Consider the following 26,319-nt stretch of genomic DNA (forward strand, 5'->3'; position numbering starts at 1 on the left):
AGCCGTTTTTAGTGTGCCTTTCAAAACCTTGAAAGTAGTCTCAGCCATTCCTAGATTTTCGGTATGGCTAAAAAGATCGTATCCGATGAACTCTGGTCCCTTGTCGAGCCGCTGCTGCCACCGCCGAAGCCAAGGCCGCGTGGCGGCCGCCCGCCCATCTTCAACCGCGACGCCCTAACAGGCATCCTGTTTGTCCTGCGCTCAGGTATCCCTTGGGAGATGCTGCCGCAGGAGATGGGCTGCGGCTCAGGCGTCACCTGTTGGCGCCGCTTGCGCGACTGGCAGGAGGCCGGTGTCTGGGAGCGTCTACACCAGACGTTACTGGAACATCTTCACCATGCCGATCAGCTCGACAGCCCTTCGTGACTAGGCACGAAACCGCCCAGCAGGCGGTCGATTTCCTTGGCAGGCATCGGACGGTAGAAGAAGAACCCCTGGACGAGGTCGCAATGCATTTCGCGAAGCAATGACAACTGTTCGGCGTTCTCGACGCCCTCGGCCACCACTTCCAATCCCAACCGATGACCGATGAAGATGGCACCCTCCATGATGGCCCTATCCTTCGGCTGTGTGGGAGCGTCGTGGATGAAGGAGCGATCGATCTTCAGGGCGGTGACTGGAAAGTGCTTGAGATAGCTTAGGGAGGAATAACCGGTCCCGAAGTCGTCGATAGCAATGCGAATACCGCGATGATAGAGGCGCCGCAGGTCCTCGAGGACGGTCTCGTCGGCTTCGATCAGGATATTCTCGGTCAATTCGATGCCGATATCCCGCGGACCTAAGCCGTGACGCTGCAGGGAGTCCTCGAAGCTCTTGAGGGCATCGGGACGCACCAGTTGACGACCCGAGACATTGATGTCGATGCGGTGCTCATGAAATCCCTTGGCACGCCATTCCACCTGCTGGCGGCAAGCCTCTTCGATGACCCAGTCGCCCAGACGATGGATCATACCGGAACGCTCGGCCAGCGGGATAAACTCGGCAGGCGAGATCGGCGGGCCCTCGGCAGGCTCCCAGCGTATCAAGGCCTCGAGATTCTCTATTCGCCCACTGGCCGCCGAGACCTGGGGCTGGTAGTGGAGGGAGAATTCACCGTTATCCAGGGCTTCCTCGAGTCGCGCCGAGAGATAGTGCTGGCGAACCAGCTCATCATGGAGCTTCTGTTGGAAGAAACGTACAGCACCCCGACCATCCAGTTTGGCATGATTCTTGGCAACATCGGCATTACGGATCAATTCGCGTGACGATTCACCATTCTCGGGAAAGAGCGCCACACCCAGGCAGGCCGTGACCTGACGCTCCCGACCATCCAGGACGAAAGGTTCCCGAAAGACATTCTGGACATGACGAACGACCCGTCTGACATCGGGGTCCAACTGGACGCCGGGAAAGGCCAGCACGAATTCATCGCTAGAGACACGGGACACCAGGTCAGTGACTCGCTGGCACTCTCTCAGTCGCCGAGTCAGCTCAATGAGCAGGCGATCGCCCTGATCATAGCCAAGGGCATCATTGATCTCGACGAAGTGATCGATGTCCAGGTAGATGGTTGCCAGGCCATTGCCCTGGCGTCGACAGGAATCCAACAGACTGTCCATGTCGACCTCGAAGGTCTGGCGGTTAGGGAGATGGGTGAGCCTGTCGAAACGGGTGGCGAATTCCAGGTCACGGTGGGCGCGCTTTTGGTCGGAAAGATCGACATCTACGCAGAACATCAAGGGTGAGTCGGTATGCTCATTGAGCATCAGATGCTGCGAAAAGACCGATACCAGTTCGCCGGTTTTGTGCTTGAGCTCGAGTTCATCGGCGGGTATATCGACCCCTTCTTTGATCCAGGCACCATGCGCCTGGATCACCTCGTCACGCATGAAGGCAGGAATGATCAGATCTTCCAGTAACTGTCCTTGGGCTTCCTCAGCGGTATAGCCATAGAGACGAGTGCTACCCTCATTCCAGTAAATCACTCGCCGACCGCGATCATAACCCTGAACCGCCACCTTCGGCAGACTCTCCAGCAGGGCGCGGAATCGCTGCTCACTCTCCAGATATTGGCGGCGTACTAACTCGACTTCTTCCCTGCTGGCATCATGCGAATCGATGCCAGCAGTTGAAGGTGTCTTTGACACCTTCAACACGAGCGCACCGGAAAACTCCCTGCGGTTCTCCTTTAGGCGTTCCGGATCTCTGTGATGTCGGGAATCGCTGGCAGTCATGGGATCCACTTAAAAAAACACTGTCAAGAGCCATCATAATGGCAACAATAGGCAATTTGTTGTGATTATCCTACACCTATTTGTAGGAGATAACCTACACATATACGTCATCAATGGTTTGATCCTGTTTTCAAAAAAATCACTCTTTTTTAGTACATTTCTTTGACATATCCTTGCAAATCTTTTCATTTTCCTCCTGTTGACCGCAGTGTTTACAACGGCAACACCGGGCAATTACGCCCAGTTAACAGGAGAATACCAACATGAAACTCGATACTCTCAAGCACGGTTTCGACCTCACCTCCATGCCTGCCGATTCACTCGCCGATTATTGGAATCCGGGAGTGACCGAGGCGCTGAGGCATCAGGATTGGGCGAAAACCGATATTCGGGAGCGAATCGATCTGACCGCCTGGCAGGGGTTTACCGCTGACCTGCCGCGCGATCCCTATGTTAACCAGCGATGGAAGCGGATGTCATGGCTCGCCCTGAATGATCAGGGAGATGTCGAGGATATGGGCCAATGCCCCATGGCCCAGGGGGGGGACTTCAACGACGCGGAAAGCATGGCGGATCGCCTGCGGTACTATGATCCGCTGACTCGGGAATTCATGGTACGCCCCGATGTGAAGGCCTTCGTTCGCGCCTGGGCAAGGCTGTGGAGTATCGGTGCGCACGAACCCATTCTGATGCAGATCACCGGGGTTCGCGGAGAAGGCAACATCGACCCCCTTCAGGGACAGGGAATTCATGCCGATGGCTGCAAGGCCCTAAGCATTCTTGTCATCAATCGGGAAAACGTGGCGGGCGCCGAAAACCACCTCTACTCAGACAAGGCTGTCACGCAACCCTTGGTCGATATCACCCTGAATCCGGGTGATATCCTTCATCTGCGCGATGACCGGCTATTCCACAGTGTCGACGGGATCGAACAGCTTGACAGCGAGGCACCCTTCGAGCGGTTCATCATCATCATCAACAGCCGCTTCGTGGACGACTTCCAGAACCGGATGTTGCGTCGCCACTTCCCGGAAGCGGTTCTCAATGAGAGCTACTGACACTCTCGGTAAACTGAGAGCCTAGCAACACCAACGCCCCCGGAACTCCGGGGGCGTCTTGGTTGTGCGCCTGACTGGCGCTGATCCCGAGGGTGGTGCTGGGGGTGAATCTCCCCTGCACGCCCGGCAAGGGGAAGTGCTAGCCGACGACAAGGGTGTCTCCCGCGAGGGGGAATCTGAAGGAAGCCCGAGGCAAAACGCTGGCTCGACGGGGGCGCCTAGCCGAACAGAAAGCGGATACGAGGCGTCATGGCGGGGTGAGATGGCAACTATCATCAAAGCCCGCTACTTGCACGGAACGCTATGACGTATATCCGACAGGCATAAGCGGGAAGGTCGCACACCTTACCCTGGGAGGTCTGGTGGTCTGCCACCGTGCTACCGGCGTCGAGAGGCGACGGGATGGGCCACCAGACGTCAGCAAAGGCCATAGTAAGTGCCGGTTCACCGCGGCACCAAGGGCCGAACATGAAGAACCGCGGGTAGGCGATGATGTCTCGAGGATCGATCATGAAGACAGACCCTGGCGCTAATACCGTCACTCACCCAGAGGGGCAGGGCCAGTACCCTGAGTCCCGGCCGGTGAGCGTCGAGGCGATCCCGGCGTCGTCATCGAGGACGAAAGCCGAGCCTGCCCCGCTCATGGAGGCTGTCGTAGAGAAAGCCAACATGGCGCGGGCTTACCGAAGGGTGGTCGCCAACAAAGGGGCACCGGGTGCCGACGGCATGACGGTGCAGCAGTTGGCGGATCACTTGAAACAACACTGGTCAACGCTGTGAGCGGCTGCTGGCCGGTGAGTACCACCCCAGCCCAATCCGAGCCGTTGAGATTCCCAAGCCCAAGGGCGGGACGCGACAGCTCGGTATTCCCACGGTCACCGATCCAGCAGGTGTTGTTGCAGGTGCTGACGCCGATCTTCGATCCGGACCTCTCCGAATCGAGCTATGGCTATCGCCCCAAGCGCAGCGTCCAGCAGGCTGTCTCGGCGATGAAGTCCACGTCACTGCCGGGCACCGCTGGGTGGTTGACCTCGATCTGGAAGCCTTCTTCGACCGGGTGAGCCACGAACTGCTGATGGCCCGGGTCGCGCGCCGCTTCCGCGACAAGCGGGTGCTGCGCCTGATTCGTCGCTATCTGGAAGCCGGCATGTTCCAACACGGCCTGGGGCTGAGCCACGCCGATAGGGCACGCCCCAGGGCGGGCCGCTCAGCCCGCTGCTGGCCAATATCCTGCTGGACGACGTGGACAAGGAACTGGAGTGCCGGGGCCACAGCTTCTGCCGCTACGCCGATAACGTGCAGGTGTACGTCAGGAGTCGGCGAGCGGGCGAGCGCGTGATGGCCAGCCTGAGTGATTTTCTCGAGAGCTCGCTCAGATTGACGGTCAACCGCGACAAGAGCGCGGTGGACCGCCCCTGGAACCGAGGGTATCTGGGCTACACGCTGACCCGGCACAAGCTGGCACGGTTAACCATCATCACCAAGGCCAGCCTGCAGCGCCTGATGCAGCGTGTCCGCAAGATCCTCAAGCGTGGCAGAGGGCGCAACATCCGACGAGTGCTCGAAGAACTGGTTCCGGTCCTGCGTGGCTGGGCCAGCTACTTCAGCCTCGTGGATGTGAAACGTCCCTTGGAAGCACTGGGCGGCTGGGTCCGGCCACCGCAGCGCTCCGCATTATATCAGTGTAGCCTAAAATACCGCTCTTGGCCGAAAGCAGATAAAAAAATAACTCAGATGGAGCCACGGCGCTTATCGAAAGAAAGCGCCTTTTTTAGTATCGATTTTTCCCGCTCCAGGAGCTCACAACGGGCTTCCAGTTCCTGGATCCGCTGCTGCTCCGGGGTTAGAGCTTTGGACTTGGGAGTAACCCCGCCACGCTCTTCGGAGAGCTGCTTTACCCATCGCCTCAGGGCGTTTTCGCCGACATTCAAAGAGCGGCAGGCTTCGGTAACCGTGTAGCCTTGATCAAGCACCAGACAGGCGGCTTCCTGCTTGAACTCCGGCGTAAAAGATCGTCGTTTTCTGGTCATCGGACACCTCACTTATGGTGGCAATATTACCACCTACGTTGGTGTCCGGTTTCATTGGACCACTACAGACTGTATTGGACACAATTTCCAGGTAAGTGAACTAAGGGCCACCACGAGGCCCTTTATCTTCGAAAAGTCACGATGCGATGCCATATGTCGCACCGCTTGCTTACCTTGGGGTGTGACATGACCTCGGCCCGAGGTCAGTGCCCCGGGAGGGACTACCATGCCAACGCCCCGTGAACTTTCAGATTTGCTGTTCCATGCCGGCCCGATGGGTACCTGCTGCCGCGAGAATGATGCCTTCGACGAGTACGATCGCATCGCTCGCGATCTAGCCGGGCGCCTGGAGGAGGGAAACACATCCGATGTCGCGTTGCATGAGACGCTTCGCGAGTGGTTCGGTGACGACCTCGTCGAGCGTGTCGACCTGGCGAGTGTGATAAAGGCTCTGGAGCAGCTCAGCTACAGAACGAGAGAATCCTAAGGAGCCAGGCCATGCATGATACCCCGACCCTGCAGGAACGTTTCACCGGCTGTCTGCTCGGGGGCGCCGCGGGCGATGCCCTAGGCGCTCCGGTAGAGTTCATGAGCCGCCAACAGATCTTCAAGCACTTCGGTCCGGAGGGCATCAGCGAGTATTCACCGGCCTTCGGGGGGCTCGGCCGGATCACCGACGATACCCAGATGACGTTGTTCACCGCCGAGGGTCTTTTGCGAGCCGATGTGCGCGGCCGCTTGCGCGGCATATGCCATCCGCCCTCCATCATCGCCCACGCCTACCTACGCTGGCTGGTGACGCAAGGGGGAGAACCGACCGAGGAGATGCGTAGTACCTTGGATTACAGCCTGGAGTCGGCGCCGGGATGGCTGATCCAGCAACGCGATCTGCATCATTGTCGTGCTCCGGGCAATACCTGCCTCTCGGCGCTGCAATCCATGGCGAGCCTGGGGGACAAGGCCGTCAACAACAGCAAGGGCTGCGGCGGGGTGATGCGGGTCGCGCCGGTGGGCCTGTACCTCTGGCCCATGGGCGGCGTCGGGCGCGCCTTCGAGCTGGCATGCGAAGCGGCCGCCATCACCCATGGCCACCCCTCGGGGATCCTGCCTGCCGGTGTGTTGGCGGAAATGATCCTACAGCTTCTCCACGGCGAATCATTACCCAGAGCTCTCGATCTTGCCAGGACAGAGCTGCAGAACCACGACGACCATCTGGAAACGCTCCAGTTTCTCTCCACCGCCATCGAACTGGCTGATTCGGACCTGTCGCCAGAGCAGGCCATCACCTTTCTGGGTGAAGGCTGGGTGGCCGAGGAAGCACTGGCCATCGCCGTCTACTGCGCCCTTGTTGCCGAGGATTTCCGCCATGGCGTGATGCTGGCCGTCAATCACGATGGCGACTCGGACTCCACCGGTGCGATCGCCGGCAACATCCTCGGCGTGATGCACGGGATCAATGCCATCCCGGCCGCCTGGCTGGAACCGCTGGAACTGCGCGAGGTGATCACCGAGATCGCCCAGGACCTGCTGGCGGTGAACGAGTGGCATGTCGACGAGTTCGGTGGCAAGGATGACGACTGGGTATCGGAGAAATACCCGGGATTCTGAGCGCAACCGTCTATTGACAGTGACACGTCAGGTATTGCACTCGGTCATGATTCAGCATTTCGCAGGAGAATCTTCAATGGAACAACCCAAACGACTCCAGGACGCGTTCACCTGGCTTCCTCCGCAGCAAAGGATCGGGCGTTTCGGATTCCCTCTCGCTTGCGGGTCCATCGAGGAAAAAAGACCGGGCTTCTGGCTGGAATTATCGGGAGGAAGAAAAGAGGGCGACCTTTATTTCATCAATGACTCCGAGGATGTTCTTGACTATGTCAAGGCCGAACCGGCGGAATACATGACCGCTGATGAGGACACGCTCACGCTGGAAGCTGAAGGGGTTACCTATCACGATGTTCTTCCCCATGAAGCCGTGAAGATAGACGAGTTTGATGGGGTTTACGATCTAGACATGGTGTTCCAGATTAGTCTGGAAGTGAAGAGCAAGGCACATGGAAAGATGCGTATCCGCACACCATCAGAGAAAGGCTTCATCCCCCGTCAGGAGCTGCTTTGGGATAACGGTGACCCCGGAAAACATTTCGTGGTGGAACAGGCGTCTCACGAGAAGATTGAATAAAGAGGAAACGGTGATTAATCACTTCGTCACCGCAGAAGGACGTTCCAACATCCAGCACAGGAGACTTGCATGTATGACTTAATCGGCGATACCCACGGCTACGCCACCCCGCTGAAACGATTGCTCGAAACTCTCGGTTATCAGGAATCGCAAGGTCTCTGGTCGCATCCCGAGCGCCGGGTGATCTTTCTCGGCGACTTCGTCGATCGCGGCCCCGAGCAGATCGAGACCGTGCGCATCGCCCGAACCATGGTCGAGGCTGGCACGGCCCTGGCGGTGATGGGCAACCACGAGTTCAATGCCGTGGCTTGGGCCAGCGCGGATCCTGAGCGTTCCGGTGACTATCTCCGCCCCCATAGCGACAAGAATCGCAACCAACACCAGGCCTATCTGGACCAAGTGGTGGAGGAAAGCGAGCTTCACCATGAGCATATCGCCTGGTTCAAGACACTACCGCTTTACCTGGATCTCGATGGCCTGCGCGTCGTGCACGCTTGCTGGGATCCCAAGTCTCTCGACGTGTTGGGTGGTTATCTCGATGATCACCAGCGTATCCTGCCGGATGCCTGGCCGGAGCTGACCCGCAAGGGCACCCCCGCCTACGATGCCTTGGAGACCCTGATCAAGGGCCTGGAGATCTCGTTGCCCGCCGGCAACGAGTTTCTCGACAAGGACGGAAACCCTCAGCACAACATTCGTACTCGTTGGTGGGAACTGGATGGCATCACCTACCGCGATCTGGCCATGGTGCCTGCCGACGCCATCCACCAGATCCCCCACGACCCCATTCCCGAAGACGTGATGCCTGGCTATGAGGGCGACAAGCCTCTCTTCGTCGGCCACTACTGGCGTTCCGGCACGCCTGAGCCGTTGACCCGGCACATCGCCTGCCTCGACTACAGCATCGCCGGCCGGGACTTCGAACCCGGCGAGACACCCAAGCTGTGCGCCTACTGCTGGGATGGCGAGCATGAGTTGGATATCAAAAAGTTCGTATGGACGGAGCGCCATGAGTAATCAGCGACAGACATAACGGGACTGGACTCATGGCAGTGGATACCCTTGTAAGCCATATCAGCAAGGAGTTGTTTGATGAAGAAGGTACGGATACCGCTTTTCCCACTTATTATGCCCAGACTGCGGTGCTGAGAAAGGCATCGACGGGCGTGTTGCCAAGGCCGTTTGGGACATGATCCCGGCGATTCATGACCAGCTTGGTACGCCGCAGAACCCAGTGGATTGGTCAGACCCTGATACCTGGATCGTCGAGCGTCTGGAGGGTGAATGTGCGAAATTGGTCTTCGTGGTGTCAGGGTCAGTGGTGCACGCTCGCACGTCGCCCCGGCTACCGTCGCTGGTGTACCCTGACGCCATCACCTCCTCCTCGAAGAGCCGCGCATGACTCAGGCTACCTATTCGCCACTATCCCAGTTTCACCCGCCGATACGTCTGTTCGTAGTTGTAGAGGATCTTGGGATCGTTGGTCATCTCGGCCATGACCTCGAACGCGGGGAGTGCATTCTCCAGGAAGCGATGCTCGAGCAGGCCCAGGATATATACTGTGCTTGGGCTCGGCGCCTTCCTGCGGCACCGCGGCATGACCATCCTGGACGACGATTGTGGCCAAGTACCCCTTTGCCGCGTATTGGGTCGTGAAGGCAAGCAGTACGGCATCCTCGAAGCCCGGTTCATCTCGCAGAGGCAGCCCGTCGAGCTTGATGTCATCGAGACTACGTTTGAAGATCTCAGGGGGTTGCGGCATTGCTTTACCTACGGGGCGTCGGATCTCATATGGCTCTGGCTACCGGGATGGTGGACGAGTGCTGCCGCGCAACATGGGCGTAACCGGTAAGATGAGGTGCTCGGGTTGCATGTCCTTCTGGATCACCTGCTTCATCAGCAGTTCGGTGGCTTTCTGAATCATCATGTCGACGGGCTGCCTGACCGTGGTTAGGGAGTGGCTGGGCCAGGCTGCCATGGGCACGTCGTCGAAGCCGATGATCGAGACGTCGCTTGGCACCTCGAGTGTGAATTCATGACGCAGAACTTCCATGGCAGCGAGTGCCATCAGGTCATTTGCTGCGAAGAGGGCATCTGGAGGCGTGGGTGAGCTGAACATGCGGCGGGTTGCCTGGCAGGCATCCTCGTAGCGATAGTTACCGATTTCGATCACTGGACAGTCCTGGTTCATGGAATCCAGCCCCTCGAGGAAGCCTGCCTCACGCTGCTGGTGGGTTGATGAGTCCGGCAATCCACCTAGGAAGGCAATGCGTTGATGGCCCAGGGATGCTAGGTAGCGTCCGGCCCATAAGCCTCCTTGAACGTTATCACTGCCCACCTGACTGATACCGGCATAGTCCACCGTGCGGTTGATGACGACGACCGGTATGCCGAAGTCGTCCACCAGCCGGGCCTGGCTCTGGTTCATGGTGATGGCCAGCATCAACACACCCTCGACTTGGCTGCGAATAATGTCATCGAGAACAGCGTCGAAGTCACCACTCGGTGGGGCAAAGAACATCAGCAGGTGATATCCCTGTGCCTGAAAGAAGCGTGAGGCCTTCTCCAGCATGGAACTGTAGAAGGGGTTTTCCAGGCTGTAAGTCACCACAGCGATGGTACGACTCGAGCGGGTGATGAGCGAGCGGGCGATCGTATTGGGGCGATAGCCCAACTCGCGCGAGGCGTCCATTACCTTCTTGCGCGTCCCCTCCGAGACCTTGGCGTTGGGAGAATAGGTACGGCTGACAGCAGATTGCGAGACACCGGCCAATCGGGCGACATCACGCGAGGTAACGGATTTTCTTTTCATCGATTCGCTTGTTGTCCGGGTCGAAGGGGTGGCTGGGTCTACGATGGTGAGGAATCGACGTGCTCCTGAGAGCAGAATGCGTCGATCTTCTACACATAGACACGGCTGTTGTCCAGCCCTGACTGCACTTCCGCGTTCCTTAGAAGCCGACCTGATCGGCACCTTTGAGCTGCAGCATCTCGCGCGCCTCGTCGGGGGTCGCCACCTCGAAGGAGAGGCCCTCGAGAATCTCGCGGACCTTGGTTACTTGGCTAGCATTGCTCTCGGCGAGCTTGCCCGGTGCAAGCCACAGGGAGTCCTCGAGACCCACTCGGACATGGCCCCCGATGGCTGCCGCCTGGGCGGCGATGCGCATCTGGCTGCTGCCGGCCCCCAGCACGGACCACTCATATTCATCGCCGAACAGCCGGTTGGCGGTGCGGCGCATGTGCATCACGTCTTCTGGATGGGGACCGATGCCACCCAGGATGCCGAATACGCTCTGTATGAAGATGCGACCCCCGACGATGTCGCGATCCATCAGGTGGCGCAGGCTGTAGAGGTGGCCAATATCGTAGCATTCGCATTCGAAGCGAGTACCGTTCTTGCCGCCGAGCGTCATGGCGGTCTCGATGTCGGCAAAGGTGTTCTTGAACACCAGGTCACGGCTGTTCTCAAGGTGAGCCCGCTCCCATTCGTGCTGGAAACTGTCGTAGCGGTTGAGCATGGGAAACAGGCCGAAGTTGATCGAGCCCATGTTCATCGAGGCGAGTTCCGGTTTGAACTCCATGGCCGGGCGCATGCGCTCCTCCACGGTCATGTGCGGACTGCCGCCAGTGGTGAGGTTGATGACCGCATTGGTGGAGGCCTTGATGCGCGGCAGGAAGCGCTCGAAGACGGCAGGGTCTTGCGTGGGCTTGCCGTTATTGGGATCACGTGCGTGCAAGTGAAGGATCGAGGCACCTGCCTCGGCGGCGGCGATGCCGGCCTCGGCGATCTCTTCCGGGGTGACGGGCAGGTGCGGTGACATGGAGGGAGTGTGAATGGCGCCGGTCACGGCGCAGGTGATGATGACCTTGCGTTGGGTAGCCATGGAAATATCTCTCCTAGTGGGTGTCGGGGATCAGGAAGGGTATAAGCTGCGCTGATGGGCCATCAGCGCCATGAGATGACGGTCGCGCCAGGCTTGCCGGTCAGCGAGGTCATCGGTCGGTAGCCTCTCTCGGCGTTCTCGGTCCAGAGCGGCCAGCGTCATGGGATCCCAGGGATCGTCGTCCCCACGCTGGCGATCGACGTCGCGGTACAGAGGGCCGTAGCGATGGCCATAGTCGACCACGCCGGATGGGGCATTGAGATCGATGGTCTCGAAGGGACCCATGAAGGACCAGCGTAGCCCCAGTCCGTGCTTGACGGTCTTGTCGAGGTCCTCGGCGGAGACGTAGCCGTCACGGAACAGGCGCAGTGCTTCGTTGAGTAGGGCGCCCTGCAGGCGGTTGAGGATGAAGCCCTGGATCTCTTTGCGGACCAGAATCGGCGCCTGCCGAGCCTGCTCCATGAGGTGCATGGTGAGGTTCACCGTTGCCTCGGACGTGGTCGGGGCGGGGGCGACCTCGACCAGCGGGATCAAGTAGGGCGGGTTTACCGGATGCGCGACCAGGCAGCGTTCGGGGTGGCGCAGGTGGTCGGTGAATTGCGAGGCGGCGATCCCGGAGGTGGAACTGGCCAGCACGGTATCCTCGGCCGCCACTGCCTCCAGGTCGGTGTAGATGCACCGCTTCGCCTCGACGTTCTCGGGACCGCACTCCTGGATATATTCTGCGCCTGCCATGGCGCGAGCCAGGTCGCTCTCCGTCTGGATGAGGGATAGTGGGGCTTCCACGTCCTCGATCAGTCCAGCCTGCTGGAGATCATCAAGCGACTGGCGGATAGCCTCCCGGGCCTTGTCCAGGGCACTGGCATCCACGTCATGGAGGGACACGGACATACCGGCCCGGGCGAAGACAATAGCCCAGGCACGGCCGATCAGGCCGGCGCCGACGATGCCTATGCGAGTTGTCATGAGGTGACTCCTTTGCCTGTCACAGAGATTCGACGTTGGCGCAGACGCTCAGCGCCTGACCCGAGATGTTGGCGCCACCCGGCGCCGACAGAAACAGCGCCATAGCGGCGATGTCAGTGGGTTCCACCATGCGTCGCAGAGAGATCTTGGAGAGGTTTTCCTGCTCCATTTCGGCGTAGCTGATCCCGCGCTTGGCGGCGCGATCCTCAATGACCTTCTCGATGCGTGGCCCGCGCACGATGCCGGGCAGGATGGCGTTGACCCGCACTCCCTCAGGGCCGAGTTCGCAGGCTAGGCTCTTGGTCAGGCCGACGACGGCCCATTTGCTGGCTGCGTAGGGGGTGCGATAGGCAAAGCCCAGGCGGCCGGCGACCGAGGCCAGGTTGATCATCAGTCCCAGGCTCTCGCGCAGAAGCGGAGCAGCCCGGTGGGCGACTCGGTACTGACCGTTGAGGTTGATGTCGATTGTGCGGGTCCAGGCGTCGTGGCCGATCTCGTCGATCCCGGCGGTGGGCCCGGCAATACCGGCGTTGTTGACCACCACGTCGAGCCCGCCTAGGGCGGCAGCATCCTGGAAGAGCCGTTCAACATCCGCTTCCTGGCTAACATCCGCCACTGTGTGGGTGATGCCCTCGGGCAGGGCGGCCAAGGCCTGGGTGTCGATATCGCAGACATGCACTCGGGCGCCGGCTTCCTGGAAGGCCTTGGCAATAGCCAAGCCGATGCCATTGGCCCCGGCGGTGATTAGCACTCTAAGGCCGTGGCGTGGCACCAGGCTTTCTATGACGGTCATGGGATTCTCTCCTTGAAGGGACTTACAGCGAAGGTAGCCAAGTGGACAGGAATGGCAGCAGGCTGATGATCAGCAGATTGATGAGTACGATGCCGACGAAGGGCAAGACGGACCAGGTGAGGCGAGCGATACTAATATTGGCAATCTGGGATGCCACGAAGAGATTGAGGCCGACCGGTGGGGTGAACATGCCCATGGCCAGGTTGACTACCATGATGATCCCGAAGTGGACCGGATCGAAGCCGAAGCTGATCGCAATGGGTAATAGAATCGGCACGAAGATCAGGATCGCCGCAGCCGCCTCGATGAACATCCCTGCGAACAACAGCAGGAGGTTGGCCAGAATGATGAACAGCAGTGGGCTGTCTATGGCCGAGATCGCGAACTGGGAGACCATGTCCGGCACCCTCAACCGTTGAAGGATGCGGCCATAGAGCCCTGCAGCGCCTATGATGCTCAGCACGATAGCGCTGGTGACGGCAGATTGCTTGAGAATGCCGACCAGGCTGCTCAGCTTGATTTCCCGATAGATGACGAAGCCGATCATGAAGGAGTAAGCCACCGCGATGACTGCGGCTTCGGTCGGTGTAAAGATACCGCCGTAGATGCCGCCCAGGATGATGACCGGCATGAGGATCGCCAGAATCGCCTTGCGCCCGGCAAGCAAGACATCCTTCCAGGTACTCTTTTCGATACTCCCCCCCAGGCCGTTGGCCTTGGCGAAGAAGTAAGCAAAAATCAGCAGGGTTAGAGTGACCAAGATGCCCGGCAGGATACCCGCGATGAACATGTCTCCCACGGACACATTGGCGGCAATCCCATAGAGAATCAGTGGGATGCTGGGCGGGATGATGACGCCAAGGGCGCCGGAGGCGGCCTGGTTGGCGGCGGTATAGCCTCCAGGGTAGCCCTTGGCCAGCATTGCGGGGATCAGGATGGCGCCGATGGCCGCGGTAGTGGCCGCGCCCGATCCTGAGATGGCCGCGAAGAACAGCGAGGTGACGATGGCCACCATTGCCAGGCCACCTGTCATGCTGCCAACAAGGGTGTTGGAGAAATCGACCAAACGCTGGGAGATACCACCGCTCTGCATCAGAAAACCCGCTAGGATGAAGAAGGGAATCGCCATCAACGGGAATGAATTTACTGATGCGATGAGCTGCTGGGGAACGATCAGCATTGGTGACAGATCACCGTGCCAAACGGTAACGGCAGAGGCTAATCCGAGCGAGAAGGCAATGGGCACGCCGATGACGAATAGCGAAATCAGCAGAAGGAACAAGAGCAGAGCCATGGTCAGTTCACCTCTTGCTTGGGCTGGTTAGGTATGTCGAGTGCCTCATCGAGCAACAGCCCCAGGCTGTTGATCATGATGACCACGCCTCCCGCAGGAATGGCCATGTATGGCCACATCATGGAAATACGAGTACTGGGCGCGGTCTGACTGGCGACCCGGTCCATCAGGTCGTAGCCGTACTTGATCATGATGAAGGCGAATAGGGCGGAACACAGGATGACGGCAATCCGCAGCAGGCGCGCCAGTTTTTTTCCGGCGTGTTCCAGCAATATGTCCACGGATATCAGGGTGCCCTTGCGATAGGCATATCCCACGCCGAGAAAGGTCAACCAGAGCATGGCAAAGCGGGCGATTTCATCGGAGAAGAACAGCGGGCTCCCCACCACGAAACGCGCGAATACCTGCCAGAAGATGAGCACAGTCATCACCAGCAAGAGCCCGGCCAGTATCCAGCCGATCAGGCGGTTGAATTCATCGATGGCTCTGTGGGCAAGCAATAGATAAGACTTCATGGCTGCCTCATGTATAAGAAAGTTGCCCGCAGGAAGCCTTGCCGCCTGCGGGCATCGTGGGCTTAGTACTCGAAGTTGATGGCAGCGTTAACCAAGTCTTCACCGATGGTGGGGGACCAATCCTCAAGGACGGGTTCGACTGCTTCACGGAAAGGGGCGAGGTCTGGATGGGTCACGGTCATGCCTAGTTCCTCGAGTAAACCGAGGTAACGTTGTTCCAGCTCCTGGCTGGCTTCACGCTGAACAGGCAAAGCAATCTGGGCCGCTTCCAGGATGATCGCTTGGTCTTCCTCGCTGAAGGAATTGAAGAGGTCCAGGCCCATCATCAGTGGCGCCGGCGAATAGACGTGCTGTGTCATGTTCAGGTAGTCCTGAACTTCATAGAAGTTAACGTCATAGATGGTAGGTAGGGGGTTTTCCTGGCTATCCATCACACCCTGCTGGAGGGCTGTGTAGACCTCGGTCCAGGCCATGGGCGTCGCATTGGCACCCAGTGCTTCCCAAGTATCGACCTGGACCCGGCTTTCTTGGGTGCGATGGTTAATACCTTCTAGATCACTGGGGTGTTCGATCGGACGCACTGAATTGGTCTCGTGGCGAAAGCCATTCTCCATCCAGGCCAGGAACTTCACGTTCATACCTTCCTCGGCCAGTTGGGCGAGCTGCTCGCCATATTCACTGTCCAGGAAGGCATAGGCATGTTCGTGGTTCTGGAAGACGTAGGGCAGGTCGAAAAGCATGAACTCGTCGACGAAGCCCCCCATCGGGCCGGTGGAGGAGATGCCGGCATCGATGATGCCAAAGCCCATGCCCTCGACGACTTCGCGCTCGGCACCCAAGGCGTTGTCGTAGTGGGGCTCGATGACTAGGCGGCCTTCCGAAAGGCGCTCCAGTTCCGCACCGAACTTGAGTACGCCGACTCCCTGCTGAGACTCGGGTCCCAACGGAAGGCTGAGATTGATAATGCGCTCTGGCTCGGCATGCGCGGTTGCGGATAAGGCCAGGGCGATGGCACCGGCGAGGGCGGAGAGAGTGAAAGTCTTGGTGGAGGGACGCTTCATGCTGAACTCCTGATGTTGTTCCAGCACGTGTGCTGGTTGTGTTGTTGTTGTGAAGTGTGGGTAGGGCACTGCGACTCGAAGGTCGCAGTATTGTTATAAGCTGCAATGCATACGTATGCAAAAAAGGGCTATCGTATGTGTCCTTGTTTACCGCATAACTTATTAATAAAAAAGTAAATATACTTTAGTTTTAGAGATGATTACGTATGCATAAACCTCTGAAAGGAACGTAATGAGTAAGGGAGTATCGCCACTGTCCGGCTACGCAACGGCTGGTTCAAAGCAGTGGTAGTCGTATCGGTTATCCAGGGGTGTCGTCGGGTCTGGATTCATCGAGGTGTGGGTGCCATGCCTTATTGCTTGAATTCAGATCATGAGCACCATTCAATGAGCAGGAGGCGCGCCTCGCCCGCCCAGTGACAGCCAGTTGCTGAATGATTGTGTTCGTGTGATCAGCCGGCTGGCCAAAAGCAACACTGATACCGACCTGAACACCCGCTTTACGGACAAGCGTAAGGCGGCAAAATCACTGGTGTTTCGGATATTCAACGCGAAAAAGGCGACCAAGGATGAGTTCTATCCCGACTTGCTGAAGATCGCACGATTGGTAGTGACGCATGCGGATCATTGACGGGGCGGAAGCTTCCGCATCCTGCCAGAAATGGCTGGACGCGCTGGCGCACTACAGAGATCTGACAGTGCGTGTGATCGAGCATCGCCGAGATGCACGGTAATTCGACGGACATGCACCGTAAGCGTGGCCGCCACCTTGAGCACCTGTTCGCGCTCCCGAGCCTTAGCTCCGGTGCCCTCGTTAAGCCTACGCAATAAGTGTGGGATCCAGGTGTCTCGGCCAGCGAGGCAATCAACGGCGAGTAGATCCGAGCACCGACATGGCCGTGGTAAACCGAGCCACCCTGATGATTGGGAACCTCGATCATTAGCCCATCGATGTCCAGTGTCAGATGCTTGGGGCGCTCACCGCCGTTCAGCGAGGTCAGTCGCCAGACCGCCAACCGCAGCAGGCTCTCATGCCAAGTGCCGTGGTGACCCAGGCACGTCAGCCGCCGCGACAGCATGGATTGAGACGGCCCAGCCAGTACGCTTGTGGGGAGTTGAGGTCGTTGGCCATCGAGGTGATCTTCGTTATCCAAGAGACCAGCAGTGTGAGCAATGTCAATTAACTCAGCTAGATAGATTTTATGGACCGTTTACATATGTAAGGCTGGTTTCCCAGCTTTTCGCGCTTTGCTCTATCGCGTGTCTTACCCCCTCGGCATCACCCGACTGGAAGGCGGCATAGATCGTCTTGTGATCATTGAGGGCAGTTGCCGGCCGTGTTTGCATCGACGTTTCGAGGGCGGCCTCGATTAGCTCCAGCAGCGTCTGGCCGACTCGAATTGTCATTGGGTTGTGGGTGGCATGCAGGATGGCGCGATGGAAGTTGACATCGTGGCGTGATGTCTGCTCGCCGTTGGCGATCGCCTCGGCCATGTCGTCAATAGCCTTCTGGATTCGCCGATGATCCTCATCGGTGGCGTTGGCCATCGCTTGTAGCGTGTAGGCGGGCTCGAACATCAACCGGAATTCAAGTACATCGCGCGTCATGCCACGAGCGAGAATCATACCGAAGGCCATGGGGTCGACCAGTGGCTCACCCGGCTCACGACGGATGATTGTGCCATGGCCACGTCGCACCTCCACGATGCCGATCGCCTGAAGCATCTTGATGGCCTCGCGTACGCTCGATTTGCCGATGCCCAAGCTCTGGGTCAACTCTGTTTCAGAGGGCAGATAATCTCCCGGCTTGAGGTCACCACGAATGAGGGCGGATTTGATCCGCTCCAATATTTGAAAGGCAATGGAGCTGCGTTCGATGGAACCACCGAAGCATTCCGGCTGCTCCGGCGTAGCGGTCGGGTTGGACAAGGTGTTCATAAATGGGGTCTCTTGCTGACGTTCGGCTACGAGAACATGGATCGCTGGCGTGCTGAGCCTGGTCGTTTGTGGCGCGACATCTATGCAATGTGGGCATGAGACAAATGGCGCTTGCATCTCGACATGAGCTGAGTCTAGCATGACTCAAGACGTCAGACATCAGATGTCCTATCAGTGAGCAGTGGATGGGGCGAGAAGAGCGTTGAGATGACTTGCGGTGGTGGCCCATAAGGGCGAGAGCAAACCAGACTTGGTGCTATGCCATGACGAAACGACGCATCATCGTGTTGACCACAGGAGGCACGATAGCCAGCAAGCCTAGCGTGAATGGCCTCAATGTATCTGGGGCCATGTCAGGCGAGTCTTTGCTGGGGAGCGTATCTTTGCCGCAAATGCGAGACGTCGAGATTGAGGTTCGCTCGATACTGCAAAAACCTAGCAATGCCATCAGCCTGGACGATCTGGTCGAGATCAGTCGCCAATGTCAGGCGTTGGAACAGGATCCGGGTGTGATCGGCATCGTCATCACGCATGGTACCGATACGCTGGAAGAGACAGCCCATTTCCTTGATATCACACTATCCCTTCAGTCATGTGCCTTGGTCGTGACCGGCTCGCAACGTGCTCCGCACGAGGAGGGCACTGACGCCTTTCGAAACATCGCCAATGCCATTACCGTTGCCGCAGAGCCCTGTGTGAGAGGCATTGGCGTAACGGTCGTCTTCAACGAGTCCCTGTATGCCGCACGCAGTGTTCGCAAGCTCAACAGTTATCGGGTGAACGGCTTCGGCGCGCCGGATGTTGGCGCGCTGGGGTACGTAGATGGCCAGCGGGTCCATCTCGCTCAGGTTCCGTGGCGTTCAGCGCCACTTCCACTTGGCGAAAGCCTGCCGCGCATTGACATCCTCTCCAGCTATCTTGATGCCAGCCCTCGACTCGTCGAGGCCGCTTTGGCCAGCGGCGCACAGGCGCTGGTGGTGGAAGGCCTTGGCCGTGGGCATGTGCCACCAGCGTGGATGGAGGTCATCGGCGAGGCGACGCGCGGTGGGGTGCCGGTTGTCGTGGTATCTGGCTGCCATGAAGGGCCAGTCAATACTCGCTATGAGTTCCCCGGAAGTCTGGCCAGTCTTCAGGCCCATGGGGCCATAGCCGTCCGCGACTTGAGTGCTCGCAAGGCGCGTCTGACCCTTGCTGTTCTGCTTTCGACTGATAGTCCGGAGGGCATTGCCGCTCGCTTCGAACAAGCGATGTCCTGATCCTGTTGAGTCGGTGTTCCGTTTCGACAGGCCTTTGAATGCCAAGCCAGCGCTTGGCTCCACAACGATAGATAGGTACAAACAATGAACAATAAGTTGACCAAAGTATCACTGGCGGCCGCGATCGCGGCAGTGTCATTGGGGATCAGCCAGGCACAAGCGGCGGACTTCAACTTCACTTTCGCCCACGTCCTGATCGAGGACACACCGAATGGACAGGCGGCGCTGCGTTTCAAGGAAGAAGTCGAGGAAAAGTCGGACGGACGTATCAGCATTGAGGTCCTGCCTGCCGCGCAGGTCGGTGGTGACGTCGAAATCATCGAGCAGATTCAAATGGGGCTGGTCGACATTGGCATCCCGCCAACGGCCACTCTAGGTAACTTCGAACCGCGCATGCAGATCCTGGACCTGCCGTTCCTGTTGCCCAATCACGACACCATGGTCGAGGTACTCGACGGTGACGTTGGGCGTGAGATCCTCGATACGCTCAATGACGACAACATGTATGGCGTTAACTTCTGGGGGGCTGGTTTCCGACATATCACTAACAATGTCCGCCCAATCGAATCCCCGGAGGATCTTGAGGGGATTCGCATGCGGACCATGCAGGCACCCATCATTATCTCGACCTATGAAGAGCTGGGCGCCAATGCGACGGCCATGGCCTTTACCGAGGTCTACAATGGCCTGCAGCAAGGAGTAGTCGAAGGGCAGGAAAACCCGTTGGCCAACATCTATACCATGCGCTTTTATGAGGTGCAGGATTACCTATCTCTCACCAGTCATGCCTATCACGCTTATGCGGCAGTGATTAACAACGATTCATGGAACTCACTGCCCGAAGATCTGCAGGAAGTGATGATCGAGGCATTCGATAACGGACGCCAAGCGTCGCGTGAACTCACGCTTCAGGATGAGGAGCATATTCTTCAGGAAATCGAAGATGAAATTGCGATCAACGAGATCACAGACGAAGCCCGTGAAGACTTCATCGAGGCAAGTATGCCAGTGCATGAAGAGTACAAGGACATCGTGACGGCAGAGCTTCTTCACAAAGTCTACGACATCGTGGGCATCGAGTATTGATCTATGTTAGAAGCGCTCAATAACTTCATTGATCGCTTGGAAAAGTTGGCGATGGTCGCTTTCATGTCGATTGCGACCATCATCACCACGTTCCAGGTCGTCTACCGCTACGGCTTCAATAACTCGCTTTCTTGGGCAGAAGAGGTCGTAATCTACTCCATTGTCTGCATGAGCTTCGTCGGCGCCAGCATGGGTGTTCGCCATGGGGTTCACATCTCGGTGGACGTGCTCAATGCCTTCGCACCACCTGCAGTCAATCGCTGGCTTCATATCCTCACGGGCGTTTTGGGCATCGCTTTCGCCATTGCACTGGCCTATCTGGGATTCAGGCTTTTCTTCAGTACTCTCGAACGCGGAATGTTGTCTCCCGCAATGCGCATGCCCATGGCATGGGTCTACTTTCCCATCGGCTTATCAGGTGTGTTGCTGATCATTCGTTATTGCTGGGTGATCAAAGAGAACTGGCAAAAGCCACCTGCCACGATGGCCGAAGAGCTCGCTGCTGAGAAAGACAAGCTCGTGTGATGGTCGTCCTGTCCACCGCGACTACCTGAGGAAACCTCATGATTACGGCCTTGTTGCCCATCTTCTTTGCTGTATTGCTGTTGGGGCTGCCGATCTTCGCGGCGCTGGCCTTTGCCGTGATACTTGCCATCCAGTTCTTTGGCAACACCGATCCGGTGATCGTGCCCATGCGCATGTTCTCGGGCATGAACAACTTCTCGCTGATGGCGATTCCCTTTTTCATTCTTGCCGCCGAACTGATGCGCATTGGCGGTCTATCAGACCGCCTGATCGATCTCGCCAAGGCGCTCGTCGGCTGGGTGCCCGGCGGACTGGCGGCGGCGACGGTACTGTCCTGTCTGTTCTTCGGTTCCATCTCGGGGTCGAGCCCGGCCACGGTGGTAGCCATCGGGAGTATCATGTTTCCAGCCTTGGTGGCGGCCGGTTATGACAAGCGCTTTGCGATTGGGGTGATTGCCACCGCGGGTACCCTGGGGCCTATCGTGCCGCCCAGTATTGCGCTGATCATCTACGGCTCGGTCACCGGAACTTCGGTGGGGCGCCTTTTCGCCGCCGGACTCCTGCCCGCCATTCTGATTGCTTCGATCCTCATTGCCTATTGCATCGTTTACGCGTCCTTCAAGGGCTATGGTCGCAGCACCTTCCCATCGCTGCGTGAGATCGGTTCGGCGTTCAAGGCGGCGGCTTGGGGATTGGGCTTACCGGTCATCCTGCTGGGCGGGATCTACAGCGGCGTTTTCACACCCACGGAGTCCGCCGCCGTGGCCTGCATATACGGCCTATTCGTCGGGATGGTGGTCTATCGGAAGATTGACGTGAAGAACCTGCTGTCGACGCTGAACAGTGCGGGACTGATGTCGGCGTCCTTGTTGCTGATCACCGCGGGGGCATCAGCCTTCTCTTGGTTGCTGGCGATTACCGGGGCACCGACACAGCTGGCGAGTGAGGTTCTCTCCTGGACCGAAGACCCCATCCAGGTCATGGCGCTGTTCAACGTGGTCATGATCATTGCCGGCTTCTTCCTCGACAGTGCCTCAGCCATCATTGTGCTGTCGCCGCTTCTGCAGCCCATTGCCGCCCAGGTTGGCGTGGACTCGACGCATTTTGGTGTTATCACGCTTATCAACTTCTCGGTCGGCATGATTACTCCGCCTGTGGGCCTTAATCTCTTCGTGGCAATGGCCATCTCCAAGATGACATTGCCGGAGGTGTTCAAGGCATGTCTGCCGTTGATCGGCTTGATGTTGCTGTCGCTGGTGATCATTACTTACGTACCCTGGATCAGTACCTACCTGCCTGATTTGATTTACCGCTGAGGAGTTGACATGACGGAGTTATCGCAACTGCGTGAAATCCTGGATGGTCAGCACTTTTGGGACGATGTCCAGGCGCTGGCGACCATCGGGGCCCTGGAGCCCAAGGGGATTCGACGACTGGCACTCGACGCCCAGGACAATCGTGCTCGTCTGTGGCTCGCTGAGCAGGGTCGCTCATTGGGTTGCGAGGTATTTTTCGATGCCCTAGGCAATCTCTTCTTGCGTCGCGAAGGGCAGGATACCTCCCTGGCCGCGCTGTTGATCGGTAGCCACATGGATAGTCAGCCACTGGCCGGCGCTCATGACGGGGCCTTGGGGGTGCTGGCGGGCCTTGCGGTGTTCAGAACCTTGCAGGAGCAAGACATCAAGCATCGGCGCTCGCTCGAGATCGCCTCCTGGACGAACGAGGAGGGCGCTCGCTTTGCCCCGGGCGCTTCGGGGTCCTCCTGGTTCGCCGGGCAGCGAGAGTATGACGATATCGTTGCCGCCCTGGATGGTGATGGCGTGCGCTTCGGTGATGCTCTTCACGAGTGCCTGACTCTGCTAGAGGGCAATGGCCTTGTGTACCGCCCGGCCCCCTTTGTCCCCTACGCCTTTCTCGAGCTTCACATCGAGCAAGGACCAGTGCTGGAGCAGCTGGGCAAACCGGTGGGGGTCGTCAGCGGGATCCAAGGTGTCAACTGGTATCGCATTGAAATCGAGGGAGTGGCCAATCATGCCGGTACCACACCGCGTCAGGCGCGCCGGGATGCATTCGATGGTGCCCATGAGCTGGTGTCTGCGCTGAAGGTGGCGATACGGGAGCAGGATGATGATCTGCGTTTCACCATCGGCAAGTTTTCCCTATGGCCTGATGCTGTCAATACCATTGCCCAGCGGGCCACCTTTACCATCGATCTGCGCCATCCAACACAAGAGGTACTGGATGTGCTCGACAGTCGGTTCCATGCCCTAGCCGAGCGGAAGTGGAGTGGCTGTGAGGCCACCCTCGAGGTGACATCGCGGGTGGCGCCGGTGGCCTTTCCCGAGCATCTGTTGGCCGTGCTTCGCGAGAGCGCCCACAGTGTCTGCGCAGAGGCACCGGAACTCGTCTCCGGTGCCTTCCATGATGCCATCCATCTGGCCCATGTCTGTCCGACGGCCATGCTGTTCACGCCCTGTCGAGCGGGCATCAGCCATCACCCCGACGAGCATATCGAGCGTCAGGATGCCGACATTGCGGTGCGTGCCTTGGCCGAGGCGGCATCCCGCCTGTTGGGTTAGTCGGCCTGTTGCGGCATTCGATGTGCCTGCTCAACTCCATACCGTACTCATAAGAAGGCCCTGCCATGATGCACACGTCCCCGATCTTTCTTCCGCTGCGAGAACAGCATGACCGGCTGCGCGTTGGCTCGCTGAGTGCTGTCCAGCTTGCCGACGCGGCAATTGACCACCACGCCAGTCGCGGTGACCTTGATCATGCCTACTTGACCTGGAATGGCGAGGCCGCTAGGGAGATGGCCCGCGCAACTGATAGCGTTCTTGCCAGTGGCGGTGACACGGGTCCCCTGATGGGGGTCACGGTATCGATCAAGGATATCTATGCGGTGCCGGGGCTGCCGACCTATGCCGGGTCCGCCCGACGATTGCCGCGACACTGGGAGGAGCCGGGTCCCATGATTTCGGCGCTGCTGCGTCAGTTGCCCAGTGTAATGGGCAAGACCCATTCAGTGGAGTTTGCCTTCGGTGGCCTGGGCACCAATGCCCATTGGGGGGCGCCTCGCAATCCCTGGGATAGAGTCCACCACCGGACACCTGGCGGGTCCAGTGCCGGCGCAGGGGTATCGCTAGTCAACGGGACGGCAGGCCTGGCGCTAGGGACGGACACGGCAGGCTCGGTGCGTGTGCCTGCCGCAATGACCGGCGTGGCAGGCCTCAAGACAACGGTGGGGCGCTGGTCGACGGCGCAGATCGTGCCGCTGTCCGCCACTTTGGACACGCCGGGATTGCTGGCCCGCAGTGTCGACGATCTGGCCTTTGCCTTCGATGCGCTGGACGGTTCGCTGACGGCCCGATCGAGTGGCGTGCCAGCGCGTCCGTCACTTGCCGATCTGACCTTCGGGATACCGGAGGCCTATTTCTGGGAGGACTGCAGCCCGGGCATCGCCGAGTCCGTTCAGGCCGCCATCCGTCAGCTTGAAGCCGCGGGTGCCCGCATCGTAAGCCTGGATCTGCCACGCACGGATGAGGTCTTCACCCTTTTCCAGCAGGGTGGGCTGGCGGCGGTCGAGTTGGCAGCCTTCCTCAAGACCCAGCTACCGGAGGCCATCGACGGTCTGGATCCCAATGTGGCGGCCCGGGTCAAGGCGGCCGATGACATCCCCGGCTGGGAATATGTCCGGCGCTGTGACGTGCTCAAGTCGCTGACGGCAAGTGCCGCTGACTGCCTGACGCGTGTCGATGCCCTGCTGACCCCGACCGTGACGCTGACGCCGCCGACCCTCGAGAGCCTCGAGCCGGAAGGGGCCTATCCCAAGGCCAACATGCAAGCCCTGCGCAATACGGTGGTGGGGAACTTCATGGGCCTCTGCGGGCTGACACTGCCGGTGGGCAAGGACGATGCTGGCATGCCGGTAGGTTTACAGGTGCTGGCCGGACCCTGGCAGGACGCGCGGCTGCTGGCCATCGGCCAGGCTATCGAGGCCGAACTGGGTAACAGCCTTGCCATTCTCGGTGCCCCTCCGGCCCCGTGACATCAGCGTGACACGGTCACGGCATCCGGTGACCCTTCAGCGTGAGAGGAGTGCAGGCATGACCGAGCTCGATGACACCACCATTGACGCCTTCCGGGCCCAGATTACCCGAGGGGAATGTGAGGACCTGGCTTGGTGGCATGCCTGCCAGGCACGGATCGAGGCGCTTGAAGCGGACGTTCAGGCCTGGGAATACCTCATGCCGCCGACGTCGACCGCGATTCTGCCGTGCCCCGGACAGCTGTTGCGCGGTGTTCCGGTGGGCATCAAGGATATCATCGACACCGCTGACATGCCGACCACCTGGGGGACCGGGGGCTATCTCGTCTCGCCGGGGGCTGTTGTGGATGCCGCTGTGGTCACCCTGCTCAAGCATCAGGGGGCCATGCCGCTGGGCAAGACTGTCTCCACCGAATTTGCCTACTTCACGCCTGGCAAGACGCGCAATCCGCAGGATCTCTCACGAACCCCGGGTGGCTCATCCAGTGGCTCGGCGGCCGCTGTAGCGGCCGGTATGGTGCCTCTCGCCCTAGGGACACAGACGGCCGGAAGCATCATTCGTCCGGCGAGTTACTGTGGTGTATTCGGCTTCAAGCCCACCATCAATACGGTGTCCTTCTCGGGAATCAAGGCCTTTGCTCCCTCGATGGATACGCTGGGCTGGTTTGCCCGACACATCGAGGATATCTGCACGACTTTCACGGCCTTGACCCGCTCTGACGTCATCGAGGCACTACCCGATCTCGGCGACATCCGCGTCGGGCTGCGTAACCTGCCGGGTGACAGGCCGCTAGACCCCGATGTAGAGCAGGCTTTGTCCAGTACCGCCAGGCGCCTGGAACAGGCCGGCGCCAAGGTGTTTGCGTTGCCCCTGGATAGTCGTTATGACGATCTCGTCATGCATCACCAAGTGGTGCTGGCCTATGAAGCGGCGCAGACGCTGGCCAGTGAATTTCAACAGCATGGCGAGGATATGGGAGCCAGACTGGTCGAGTTGATCGAGCAGGGCTTGGCGACATCCTATGCCGACTATCGGGCGTCCCTGCTAGCGGCCGAGCAGTGTAAACAGGCACTGTCGAGGGTGTTTGCCGATGAGGTAGATGTGATCCTGGCAGCGAGTGCCCCAGGAGTTGCCCCGGCGGGCCTTCATGCCACCGGGGATCCAGTTTATTGCCGGGCCTGGACGTTGCTCGGGGTGCCGTGCCTCAACCTGCCACTGAGCAAGGGGCAAGACGGACTACCCGTAGGGGTGCAGCTTATCGCTGACCGCTGGCAGGACGAACATCTCCTGTCGATTGCACAAACGCTCATCAATGCACTTGGCATGCAGTGAACGGCTTTCATGGTCTGCTGCGTCTTCTGCGGCAAGCCGTCTATCGGTGTGACAGGGTCCAGGGCCACGAGTGCTGGCAGCGCTTCCTATACATTGCCATTGATAACCACGCAACTGGAATCTAAGGGAAGGTCATG

26 protein-coding genes and 5 pseudogenes are annotated in these 26,319 nt (G+C 59.0%); 18 read left to right on the plus strand and 13 right to left on the minus strand.

The annotated features are described in order from the left end of the window. Positions 1-63: 63 nt before the first annotated feature. Positions 64-354, plus strand: a pseudogene (locus tag LG290_RS07805) (transposase); the annotation flags it as partial. Here LG290_RS07805 and LG290_RS07810 read toward each other — a convergent pair. Then, positions 345-2,135 carry a putative bifunctional diguanylate cyclase/phosphodiesterase gene (locus LG290_RS07810; RefSeq protein WP_499836901.1) on the minus strand — a complete coding sequence of 597 codons (1,791 nt, stop codon included), beginning with the start codon at positions 2,133-2,135 and terminating at the stop codon, positions 345-347. The pseudogene LG290_RS07805 and the gene LG290_RS07810 overlap by 10 nt on opposite strands. Before the next feature lie 341 nt (positions 2,136-2,476). Between LG290_RS07810 and LG290_RS07815 the strand changes: the two genes are divergently transcribed. Next, a complete protein-coding gene (locus tag LG290_RS07815) occupies positions 2,477-3,271 on the plus strand; it encodes a 2OG-Fe dioxygenase family protein (RefSeq protein ID WP_499836902.1) in 795 nt (264 codons plus the stop codon). A 275-nt stretch (positions 3,272-3,546) separates the two neighbouring features. On the opposite strand, the gene LG290_RS07820 is transcribed toward LG290_RS07815, so the two are convergent. Next, positions 3,547-3,783 carry a hypothetical protein gene (locus LG290_RS07820; protein ID WP_499836903.1) on the minus strand — a complete coding sequence of 79 codons (237 nt, stop codon included), beginning with the start codon at positions 3,781-3,783 and terminating at the stop codon, positions 3,547-3,549. Here LG290_RS07820 and LG290_RS07825 point away from each other — a divergent pair. Further along, the gene (locus LG290_RS07825; protein WP_499836904.1) at positions 3,782-4,051 is read left to right on the plus strand and encodes a hypothetical protein; all 270 of its coding nucleotides are present in this window, start codon (positions 3,782-3,784) and stop codon (positions 4,049-4,051) included. The two genes, LG290_RS07820 and LG290_RS07825, sit on opposite strands and share 2 nt — an antisense overlap. A 169-nt stretch (positions 4,052-4,220) precedes the next feature. Here LG290_RS07825 and LG290_RS07830 read toward each other — a convergent pair whose 3' ends face one another. Continuing rightward, on the minus strand, positions 4,221-4,448 hold the full coding sequence (locus LG290_RS07830) for a hypothetical protein (protein WP_499836905.1): 228 nt from the start codon (positions 4,446-4,448) through the stop codon (positions 4,221-4,223). 65 nt (positions 4,449-4,513) lie between these two features. On the opposite strand from LG290_RS07830, the pseudogene LG290_RS07835 reads away from it, so the two are divergent. Continuing rightward, positions 4,514-4,867 (plus strand): annotated as a pseudogene (locus LG290_RS07835) (group II intron maturase-specific domain-containing protein); the annotation flags it as partial. Positions 4,868-5,037: 170 nt separating this feature from the next. Here LG290_RS07835 and LG290_RS07840 read toward each other — a convergent pair. Next, positions 5,038-5,301, minus strand: a pseudogene (locus tag LG290_RS07840) (transposase); the annotation flags it as partial. A gap of 226 nt (positions 5,302-5,527) precedes the next feature. On the opposite strand from LG290_RS07840, the gene LG290_RS07845 reads away from it, so the two are divergent. The 6 genes from LG290_RS07845 to LG290_RS07870 all read left to right on the plus strand — a co-directional run bounded on the left by LG290_RS07845 (position 5,528) and on the right by LG290_RS07870 (position 9,335). Further along, complete coding sequence (locus LG290_RS07845; RefSeq protein WP_499836906.1) at positions 5,528-5,788, plus strand: hypothetical protein; 261 nt, start codon at positions 5,528-5,530, stop codon at positions 5,786-5,788. Positions 5,789-5,799: 11 nt separating this feature from the next. Beyond that, the gene (locus tag LG290_RS07850) at positions 5,800-6,909 is read left to right on the plus strand and encodes an ADP-ribosylglycohydrolase family protein (RefSeq protein ID WP_499836907.1); all 1,110 of its coding nucleotides are present in this window, start codon (positions 5,800-5,802) and stop codon (positions 6,907-6,909) included. Positions 6,910-6,985: 76 nt separating this feature from the next. Beyond that, entirely contained in the window at positions 6,986-7,483 is a 498-nt protein-coding gene (locus LG290_RS07855; protein ID WP_499836908.1) for a hypothetical protein, read from the plus strand. Between the two features lie 69 nt (positions 7,484-7,552). Beyond that, on the plus strand, positions 7,553-8,500 hold the full coding sequence (locus tag LG290_RS07860) for a metallophosphoesterase (RefSeq protein WP_499836909.1): 948 nt from the start codon (positions 7,553-7,555) through the stop codon (positions 8,498-8,500). Positions 8,501-8,529: 29 nt separating this feature from the next. Then, positions 8,530-8,676, plus strand: a complete 147-nt coding sequence (locus LG290_RS07865; RefSeq protein WP_499836910.1) for a hypothetical protein — start codon at positions 8,530-8,532, stop codon at positions 8,674-8,676. A gap of 368 nt (positions 8,677-9,044) precedes the next feature. Next, positions 9,045-9,335, plus strand: a complete 291-nt coding sequence (locus LG290_RS07870; protein WP_499836911.1) for a hypothetical protein — start codon at positions 9,045-9,047, stop codon at positions 9,333-9,335. Here LG290_RS07870 and LG290_RS07875 read toward each other — a convergent pair. The 7 genes from LG290_RS07875 to LG290_RS07905 form a co-directional block, all read right to left on the minus strand. After that, positions 9,285-10,295 (minus strand): LacI family DNA-binding transcriptional regulator, encoded by a 1,011-nt coding sequence (locus LG290_RS07875; RefSeq protein ID WP_499836912.1) that lies wholly within the window; start codon positions 10,293-10,295, stop codon positions 9,285-9,287. The two genes, LG290_RS07870 and LG290_RS07875, sit on opposite strands and share 51 nt — an antisense overlap. Positions 10,296-10,434: 139 nt before the next feature. Next, the gene (gene kce, locus LG290_RS07880; RefSeq protein ID WP_499836913.1) at positions 10,435-11,367 is read right to left on the minus strand and encodes a 3,5-dioxohexanoate:acetyl-CoA acetone transferase; all 933 of its coding nucleotides are present in this window, start codon (positions 11,365-11,367) and stop codon (positions 10,435-10,437) included. A 30-nt stretch (positions 11,368-11,397) separates the two neighbouring features. Beyond that, entirely contained in the window at positions 11,398-12,333 is a 936-nt protein-coding gene (locus tag LG290_RS07885; protein ID WP_499836914.1) for a 3-hydroxyacyl-CoA dehydrogenase, read from the minus strand. 19 nt (positions 12,334-12,352) lie between these two features. Continuing rightward, positions 12,353-13,126: an SDR family oxidoreductase gene (locus LG290_RS07890; protein WP_499836915.1), complete on the minus strand. Its 774-nt coding sequence runs from the start codon at positions 13,124-13,126 to the stop codon at positions 12,353-12,355. Between the two features lie 22 nt (positions 13,127-13,148). Continuing rightward, on the minus strand, positions 13,149-14,420 hold the full coding sequence (locus LG290_RS07895) for a TRAP transporter large permease (protein WP_499836916.1): 1,272 nt from the start codon (positions 14,418-14,420) through the stop codon (positions 13,149-13,151). A 2-nt stretch (positions 14,421-14,422) separates the two neighbouring features. Beyond that, complete coding sequence (locus tag LG290_RS07900; protein WP_499836917.1) at positions 14,423-14,935, minus strand: TRAP transporter small permease; 513 nt, start codon at positions 14,933-14,935, stop codon at positions 14,423-14,425. Between the two features lie 62 nt (positions 14,936-14,997). Beyond that, positions 14,998-15,996 (minus strand): TRAP transporter substrate-binding protein, encoded by a 999-nt coding sequence (locus LG290_RS07905; protein WP_499836918.1) that lies wholly within the window; start codon positions 15,994-15,996, stop codon positions 14,998-15,000. A 409-nt stretch (positions 15,997-16,405) separates the two neighbouring features. Between LG290_RS07905 and LG290_RS07910 the strand changes: the two are divergent. Then, positions 16,406-16,709: pseudogene (locus tag LG290_RS07910) on the plus strand (ISNCY-like element ISMaq5 family transposase); the annotation flags it as partial. Here the strand turns inward: LG290_RS07910 and LG290_RS07915 are convergent. Further along, positions 16,624-17,087, minus strand: a pseudogene (locus LG290_RS07915) (IS1380 family transposase); the annotation flags it as partial. The pseudogenes LG290_RS07910 and LG290_RS07915 sit on opposite strands and share 86 nt — an antisense overlap. 109 nt (positions 17,088-17,196) lie before the next feature. Beyond that, positions 17,197-17,934 (minus strand): FadR/GntR family transcriptional regulator, encoded by a 738-nt coding sequence (locus tag LG290_RS07920; RefSeq protein WP_499836919.1) that lies wholly within the window; start codon positions 17,932-17,934, stop codon positions 17,197-17,199. Between the two features lie 263 nt (positions 17,935-18,197). Between LG290_RS07920 and LG290_RS07925 the strand changes: the two genes are divergently transcribed. The 7 genes from LG290_RS07925 to LG290_RS07955 all read left to right on the plus strand — a co-directional run bounded on the left by LG290_RS07925 (position 18,198) and on the right by LG290_RS07955 (position 26,182). Continuing rightward, a complete protein-coding gene (locus tag LG290_RS07925) occupies positions 18,198-19,190 on the plus strand; it encodes an asparaginase (protein WP_499836920.1) in 993 nt (330 codons plus the stop codon). Positions 19,191-19,274: 84 nt separating this feature from the next. Next, entirely contained in the window at positions 19,275-20,276 is a 1,002-nt protein-coding gene (locus LG290_RS07930; RefSeq protein WP_499836921.1) for a TRAP transporter substrate-binding protein, read from the plus strand. A 3-nt stretch (positions 20,277-20,279) separates the two neighbouring features. After that, positions 20,280-20,801, plus strand: a complete 522-nt coding sequence (locus tag LG290_RS07935) for a TRAP transporter small permease (RefSeq protein WP_499836922.1) — start codon at positions 20,280-20,282, stop codon at positions 20,799-20,801. 38 nt (positions 20,802-20,839) lie between these two features. Beyond that, positions 20,840-22,117, plus strand: a complete 1,278-nt coding sequence (locus tag LG290_RS07940) for a TRAP transporter large permease (RefSeq protein ID WP_499836923.1) — start codon at positions 20,840-20,842, stop codon at positions 22,115-22,117. 9 nt (positions 22,118-22,126) lie between these two features. Continuing rightward, positions 22,127-23,380 (plus strand): M20 family metallo-hydrolase, encoded by a 1,254-nt coding sequence (locus LG290_RS07945; protein WP_499836924.1) that lies wholly within the window; start codon positions 22,127-22,129, stop codon positions 23,378-23,380. Between the two features lie 65 nt (positions 23,381-23,445). Then, a complete protein-coding gene (locus tag LG290_RS07950; protein ID WP_499836925.1) occupies positions 23,446-24,849 on the plus strand; it encodes an amidase in 1,404 nt (467 codons plus the stop codon). Positions 24,850-24,907: 58 nt separating this feature from the next. Then, positions 24,908-26,182 carry an amidase gene (locus tag LG290_RS07955; protein ID WP_499836926.1) on the plus strand — a complete coding sequence of 425 codons (1,275 nt, stop codon included), beginning with the start codon at positions 24,908-24,910 and terminating at the stop codon, positions 26,180-26,182. Positions 26,183-26,319 lie beyond the last annotated feature (137 nt).

The organism is Halomonas sediminis (genome assembly GCF_044871105.1).
GTDB lineage: Bacteria > Pseudomonadota > Gammaproteobacteria > Pseudomonadales > Halomonadaceae > Vreelandella > Vreelandella zhuhanensis.